Below are 6510 nucleotides of genomic sequence, written 5' to 3'. Positions count from 1 at the left end.
TTTTCGGAGCCTCGCTGGAGGGCAAAAATGCGGAAATAGCTCAGTGGTAGAGCACCACCTTGCCAAGGTGGGGGTCGCGAGTTCGAGCCTCGTTTTCCGCTCCATATTATGGCGGCATAGCCAAGCGGTAAGGCAGAGGTCTGCAAAACCTTCATCCCCAGTTCGATTCTGGGTGCCGCCTCCATAATTTTCTTTTTACGTCATGCCGAGGTGGCGGAACTGGCAGACGCAACGGACTTAAAATCCGTCGGATAGAAATATCCGTACCGGTTCGATTCCGGTCCCCGGCACCATTTAAACAACACATTGCACTGAGCATAATGGGTTTCGGCTGATGGCTCTGGCAACTTAAAGGTTTGGATGTAAATCCAAGCCTTTTTTGTAATTATGCTTTATGAGTGTTCTTTCATGACGGGATTGGCGGTATTTATGGAAGAATATCGATACAAAGTATCGGATTTTGAAGGTCCTCTGGACCTGCTGCTGTATTTGATTGAAAAAAACAAGGTCGATATTTATAATATCCCCATCGTCACGATTACGGACCAGTTCAATGAATATGTCCGGCAGATCGATACATTCGATGTCAATTATGCCAGCAAATTTTTTGTCATGGCAGCTACGCTGCTGCAGATAAAATCCCGGCTCCTGCTTCCTAAACCGCCCAGACGGGAAGAAGAGGAAGAAGATCCGCAGGAAGTCCTCATCCGGCAGCTGGTAGAATATAAACGGATGAAGCAGATTGCTTCTGTCGTAGCTGATTTATGGGATAAGAGACGACTGATGGAAAGCCGGGAACGGACACCGATGCCGTTCGAGAAACAGTTTTCCGGCCATATTGATAAAAAAGCACTCTATGCAGCTTTTCAGGCGGTCTATGAGGCTCTTCCCGGTAAAAAGATGGTGGAAATTCATTTGCAGCAGGAAATATACAGTGTCAGCGAATGTATGCAGCGCGTAGAATATGTACTGCACCAGGCACTGCGGCCTGTCCCTGTGCGGCGGATTTTTCAGAGCTGCCGTACGCGGACGGAACTGATCGTTGTCTTTTTAGCTGTGTTGGAATTGCTGAAAATCGGCCGGTGCTGTACGCTGTCAGAAGGAGAGGATGGAAATGCAGCATCCCTGCGATATATCCCGCATGGAGCATCATGAACCGACGGCGGTGCTGGAAGCGCTGCTGTTTCTCAGTGGCCAGCCATTGAGCCTGCCGGATTTGTGTGCCCATACCGGCTGGGGCAAAGACAAGGCAGAGCAGACTGCTCGTACGCTGGCAGCTATTCTGCGGGATGAAAAACGCGGCCTGACTCTCATCCAGGTGGCTGGCGGATATCAGCTGGTTACACGTCCGGAACTGCATGATGAATTGCAGTGGGTCCATAAGACGACAACCGAATTATCTCCTATGGCGCTGGAAGTGCTGGCAATCGTTGCCTTCAGGCAGCCTGTGACCCGGGCTGATATTGAAAAAATACGGGGCGTTTCCTCAGAACGCCTGGTAGCGTCACTGCTGCAACAGGGGCTGATCCGTGATCTGGGGCGGAAAGATACGCCGGGACGGCCTATTATATACGGTACCAGCGCTTATTTTCTGGAATGCATCGGCATGGATTCCCTGTCTGATCTGGCCCGGCAGGTACCGAAAGAATTATTGCAGGATCAAGAAACAGATGGGGAGACAATAGAGACAGTGAAAGAGAACGTATCTACGGAGGCAGAACATGAAGGAACGCTTACAAAAAGTAATGAGTAACTGTGGCGTCGCCTCGCGGCGGGCATCGGAACAGATGATTCTCGATGGCCGCGTGCGGGTCAATGGCGTTATCGTCCGGGAGCTGGGAACGAAGGCAGACCCTGAAACCGATATTATACTGGTAGATGGAAAACGGTTGGAAGCAGAAAAGAAATTGTATTATCTGTTCAACAAGCCCAAAGGAGTCATTACGACTGCCCACGATGACCAGGGCCGCGAAACCGTCATGGATTATTTCAAGAAGATTACCGAACGGATTTATCCCGTAGGCCGTCTGGACCAGAATACAGAAGGGCTGCTGCTCATGACAAATGACGGGGAACTGGCTAATATCCTCATGCACCCCAGCAAGCTCGTCGATAAGACGTATGAAGTGAAAATTAAAGGGCATATCGCCGATACGGTACTCCAGCAGCTGGCTGATGGTGTGGAATTAGAAGATGGCATGACAGCACCGGCTATCGTCTGCTATAATGGATACGATAATCATACGGGCATCACGAATGTGGAAATTACTATTCATGAAGGCCGGAACCGTCAGGTACGCCGTATGTTTGAACACTTTGGCTTTAAAGTACATAATCTCCGGCGTGTCCAGTATGCGTTCCTGACATTGAGCGGGGTCAAGCGGGGATCTTACCGGTCTCTTACAGCAGAGGAAATAAAGGAATTATACAAGTATAAATAAGGTGTTAATAGCGATGAAACAGGTTATAGTTGTCGGTGCAGGCGCAGCAGGTATCTTTGCTGCCTTGGCGGCCTCTTCCAGAGGGGCCGGGGTGCAGCTTTTTGAAAAAAATGATATTGTAGGAAAAAAGATGGGGATTACTGGCAAGGGCCGCTGCAATCTGACGAATACGGCGCCTATGACAGATTTCATTGCCCGGACGCCAGGACATGGGAAATTTCTTTTCAGTGCCTACCGTGCTTTCAGTAATGAAGACCTCCTCCGGTGTGTGCATCAATGGGGGCTGGCTACGAAAGAAGAAAGGGGCGGCCGTGTCTTCCCCCGTTCCGACAGCGCTATTGAAGTGCGTAAACTCCTGTATCATCGCCTGCAGAAACAGCATGTGGAACTTCACCTGAATGAAGGTGTACTGACTGTGAACCATACGGACGGGGGCTTTTCCGTCCGGACAGAACAGGGAAGTTATACGGCGGATGCCTGTATCATTACGACAGGCGGTCTTTCGTATCCCGTTACCGGTTCCAGCGGCGATGGATTCCACTTTGCCAAAAAACTGGGACATACCGTAACTCCCTTAAAGCCGTCCCTGATTCCGTTTACGACAGAAGAAACGTGGGTAAGGGATCTTGCGGGATTGTCTCTGCGGAATGTCGATGTTTCGTTATGGAAACATGGGAAAAAGCTGGCGAGCCAGTTTGGTGAAATGCTGTTTACCCATACGGGCGTTTCCGGGCCGGTCATTCTCATGCTGAGCAGCCAGGCGGCGCACAAACCGAAATGGGAATTCCCCATGCAGCTGCGCATTAACCTGAAGCCGGCCCTGACAGCGGAAACACTTGACTCCCGGATCCAGCGGGATTTTCAGAAGTATCTGCGCAAGCAGGCTGGTAATGGTCTGCAGGATCTCCTGCCACGACGCCTCATCCCATATGTGCTCGAACAGGCAGAAATTCCGGAACAGACATTGATCAATCAGATTACCCGTACCCAGCGCCAGGACCTGGTGACAGTGCTCCAGGCCTTTTCTCTGACTCTGACAGGTACCCGCCCCATTGAAGAAGCCATTGTGACGGCCGGCGGCGTATCTGTACGGGAAATTAATCCTGGAACGATGGAATCTAAAAAAGTCCAGGGTCTTTATTTCGCCGGTGAAGTGATTGACATCGACGCTTTTACGGGAGGATATAACTTGCAGGCAGCCTTTTCGACGGGGTATGTGGCCGGCTGTTCTGCAGCAGAGGAGGAAGCTGATCAATGAGAAAAATTACGGTTGCTATCGACGGGCCGGCCGGTGCAGGAAAAAGCAGTGTTGCGAAAATGGTAGCAAATAGGTTACACTATCTGTATATTGATACCGGAGCCATGTATCGCGCTTTTACCTGGGCCATGCTGGAACGGCATATCAATATACGAGATGAAAAAGCAGTGCAGCAGCTGACCGGCTCCATACAGATCCGTCTGGAACCGGGTGAAGAGGTATGCCGCGTATATGCAGACGGACAGGACATAACGGAAGAAATCCGCACGCCTTTTATATCGTCTCATGTTTCACAGGTAGCAGCCCTTGCAGTGGTGCGTACAAAACTGGTACAATTGCAGAGAGATATGGCAAAAGGCGGAGGCGTCATTTTAGACGGCCGCGATATTGGCACGGTAGTCCTGCCCCGGGCCGATCTCAAGATTTATCTGACGGCATCGGTTACGGCGCGGGCCAGACGGCGGTTTCTGGAGTTAAAGGAAAAAGGCAGTACGGAAACACTGGAAGCCATTGAAGCCAGCATTGCTGCTCGTGACGATATGGATTCACACCGGGCTGTCAGCCCCCTGAAACGGGCTGATGATGCCGTGCTGGTAGATAACAGTGACCTTACACTGGAAGAAACGGCAGACTGTATCTGCCGTATGATTGAAGAAAAACAGTAAGGAAGCGGAGCGATGAAAAATTTTTTCTATGCTATTATCCGATTTCTCTTTAATCTGGTCACCTATACCTGGCTGGGAATGCAGGTCGTGGGAGAAGGTCATATCCCGGAAAAGGGCGCATTTATTGTGGCATCGAACCATGCCAGTTATTTTGACCCGCCTCTGGTAGGGACGGCGATGCGCCATCATCTGATTCACTTTATGGCGAAGGAAGAGTTATTTCATAATCCGTTCATGGGCTGGTTCCTGAGGTATGTCGGTACTTTTCCCGTTCACCGGGGCCGTGTGGACCGCAAAGCGCTGATAGAAGCACTGCGGGTATTGAAGCAAGGCGAGGTATTGGGTATCTTTCCGGAAGGAACGAGCCGCGACCAGGGAAAACTGGGAAAATTCCATGAAGGCATGGCTGCCATTGCTATCCGCGCCCAAGTCCCGGTCCTGCCGACGGCCATCATTAATTCCCGCCATCTTCCACACAAGATGGGGCCGGTGCGGGTCGTATTCGGTGATCCGGTCCTGCCGCCTGTTATAAGCCGGCAGGATAAAGAAAAAGAACGGGACATCATCCATGAGTTTTCAGAAGATATCCGGAGCCGGATTCTGGACCTCATCAATCAGCACGGAGGAGAAAATATGTCATGAATGTATATGTAGCTGATGCCTGCGGCTTCTGCTATGGTGTCCGCCGGGCCGTAGAAATGGCGTCTTCCGCCGCCAGCGGCACTCACACACTGGGGCCGATTATCCATAATCCCCAGGTAGTAGCCCGGCTGGCTGAACGGGGAGTATCACCGGTAGATTCTCTGGAATCACTTCGGGAAGGAGACACGATTCTCATCCGTTCCCATGGAGTCGGTCCTGATGTGTACCGGGAAGCGGAGAAAAAAAGACTCAACGTTGTCGATGCGACGTGTCCTCATGTGAAAAAAGCACAGCAGGATGCGAAAAAAATCATCGAAAAAGAAAAAAATCTTATAATTATTGGCGAAAAAGCCCATCCAGAAGTAATTAGTATTTCACAATGGGGGGCAAATCGTGCTATTATATTAGATAGGGAAGAAATGGCCCGGGCTCTGCCCCCTATGGAGCAGGCCGGGGTGGTCGTACAGACGACCTTTTCCCAGGAGCAATTTAAACGCATTGAACAGATACTGGCAGATAAAATTCCGGACCTTACGGTGTACATGACAATATGTACAGCGACGCAGCAGCGTCAGCAGGCGGCGATTGATCTGGCAGGGAAAATGGATGCGATGATCGTGATTGGCGGGAAAAACAGTGCCAATACCGGTCGCCTTGCACAGGTGTGCAGAGAACAGGGTTGCCCGACATACCATATTGAAACAGCAGCTGAATTAGATACGGCCTGGTTCAAAGGTATGAAAAATATAGGCATTACAGCCGGCGCTTCCACGCCGGATTGGATAATACAGGAGGTTGTTAATATTATGGAAAATTTGCAAGCAGAAGCCACAGAAGTAATGAGTGAAGAATTGTTGGACAAGTATGATTATGAAGAAAATCCAAAGAAAGGCGACGTAGTAAAAGGCACGGTTATTTCTGTGAACGATGATGCTGCCTATGTTTCCATCGGCACGAAAGCAGAAGCAATCCTGCCGAAAAAGGAAATGGCTGTACCGGCACCGGAAAAAGCTAGTGATTTTGTCAAAGTCGGTGATGAACTGACTGTTGAAATCGCCAACAACATCAAAGAAGAAGGTGCGATTGTCGTTTCCCTCGTCAAGATGAAGAAAGTTGAAGACTGGAAAGAAGTACGCGAAGCATTCGAAAATGACCAGCTCGTCGAATGTACCGGTAAAGAAACGAATAAAGCCGGCCTCGTCGTATCCATCAAATCTCTGCGCGGGTTCATCCCCCTGTCCCAGGGCGATATCCGCTTTGTCAAATCGCTGGACTATCTCGTAGGCCAGACATTCCAGGTAAAAGTCATCGATATTGACGAACATAAAAACCGCCTTGTCCTGTCCCGTAAAGCTGTTCTTGAAGCAGAACGGGAAGCAAAACGCGAAGAAGCCCTGAAACACATTGAAGAAGGCGCTGTCCTTGAAGGAACGGTCGTCAAGATTATGCCTTATGGTGCGTTCATCGATCTCGGTGGCGTAGAAGGACTGCTTCACATTTCTGA

Annotated in this window: 7 protein-coding genes and 3 tRNA genes; all 10 read left to right on the top strand. The window is 50.2% G+C overall.

Translation table 11 applies throughout. The features are described from left to right. Nucleotides 1-29 precede the first annotated feature (29 nt). Nucleotides 30-104 (top strand) — tRNA-Gly (locus tag DBO31_RS04925). A 6-nt stretch (nt 105-110) separates the two neighbouring features. After that, nucleotides 111-184, top strand: a tRNA-Cys gene (locus DBO31_RS04920). A 20-nt stretch (nt 185-204) separates the two neighbouring features. Beyond that, a tRNA-Leu gene (locus tag DBO31_RS04915) sits at nt 205-293 on the top strand. Between the two features lie 115 nt (nt 294-408). Then, nucleotides 409-1155: a ScpA family protein gene (locus DBO31_RS04910; protein ID WP_234995397.1), complete on the top strand. Its 747-nt coding sequence runs from the start codon at nt 409-411 to the stop codon at nt 1153-1155. After that, nucleotides 1115-1753 (top strand): SMC-Scp complex subunit ScpB, encoded by a 639-nt coding sequence (scpB, locus tag DBO31_RS04905; protein ID WP_059075557.1) that lies wholly within the window; start codon nt 1115-1117, stop codon nt 1751-1753. The genes DBO31_RS04910 and scpB overlap by 41 nt, the downstream gene beginning before the upstream one ends. Then, nucleotides 1722-2441, top strand: a complete 720-nt coding sequence (locus DBO31_RS04900; protein ID WP_075581453.1) for a pseudouridine synthase — start codon at nt 1722-1724, stop codon at nt 2439-2441. Before scpB ends, DBO31_RS04900 begins: the two co-directional genes overlap by 32 nt. 13 nt (nt 2442-2454) lie before the next feature. Continuing rightward, entirely contained in the window at nt 2455-3699 is a 1245-nt protein-coding gene (locus DBO31_RS04895) for an NAD(P)/FAD-dependent oxidoreductase (RefSeq protein WP_113855098.1), read from the top strand. Then, nucleotides 3696-4364 carry a (d)CMP kinase gene (cmk, locus tag DBO31_RS04890; RefSeq protein WP_059075559.1) on the top strand — a complete coding sequence of 223 codons (669 nt, stop codon included), beginning with the start codon at nt 3696-3698 and terminating at the stop codon, nt 4362-4364. The genes DBO31_RS04895 and cmk overlap by 4 nt, the downstream gene beginning before the upstream one ends. 12 nt (nt 4365-4376) lie before the next feature. Next, the gene (locus DBO31_RS04885; RefSeq protein ID WP_075581451.1) at nt 4377-5006 is read left to right on the top strand and encodes a 1-acyl-sn-glycerol-3-phosphate acyltransferase; all 630 of its coding nucleotides are present in this window, start codon (nt 4377-4379) and stop codon (nt 5004-5006) included. Then, nucleotides 5003-6510 (top strand): 4-hydroxy-3-methylbut-2-enyl diphosphate reductase (gene ispH, locus DBO31_RS04880; RefSeq protein WP_150824578.1); only part of this gene is annotated, 1508 nt, incomplete at its 3' end. The genes DBO31_RS04885 and ispH, both read left to right, overlap by 4 nt.

It is taken from the genome of Megasphaera sp. DJF_B143 (genome assembly GCF_900320625.1).
Classification (GTDB): domain Bacteria; phylum Bacillota; class Negativicutes; order Veillonellales; family Megasphaeraceae; genus Megasphaera; species Megasphaera hexanoica.
This window is presented reverse-complemented; position numbering and strand designations above follow the sequence as displayed.

Excerpts from the sequence above, each read along its gene's own strand:
- cmk (WP_059075559.1), top strand. The coding sequence starts at position 3,696 with ATGAGAAAAATTACGGTTGCTATCGACGGGCCGGCCGGTGCAGGAAAA.
- DBO31_RS04900 (WP_075581453.1), top strand. The coding sequence starts at position 1,722 with ATGAAGGAACGCTTACAAAAAGTAATGAGTAACTGTGGCGTCGCCTCG.
- DBO31_RS04910 (WP_234995397.1), top strand. The coding sequence starts at position 409 with ATGACGGGATTGGCGGTATTTATGGAAGAATATCGATACAAAGTATCG.
- DBO31_RS04885 (WP_075581451.1), top strand. The coding sequence starts at position 4,377 with ATGAAAAATTTTTTCTATGCTATTATCCGATTTCTCTTTAATCTGGTC.
- DBO31_RS04895 (WP_113855098.1), top strand. The coding sequence starts at position 2,455 with ATGAAACAGGTTATAGTTGTCGGTGCAGGCGCAGCAGGTATCTTTGCT.
- scpB (WP_059075557.1), top strand. The coding sequence starts at position 1,115 with ATGCAGCATCCCTGCGATATATCCCGCATGGAGCATCATGAACCGACG.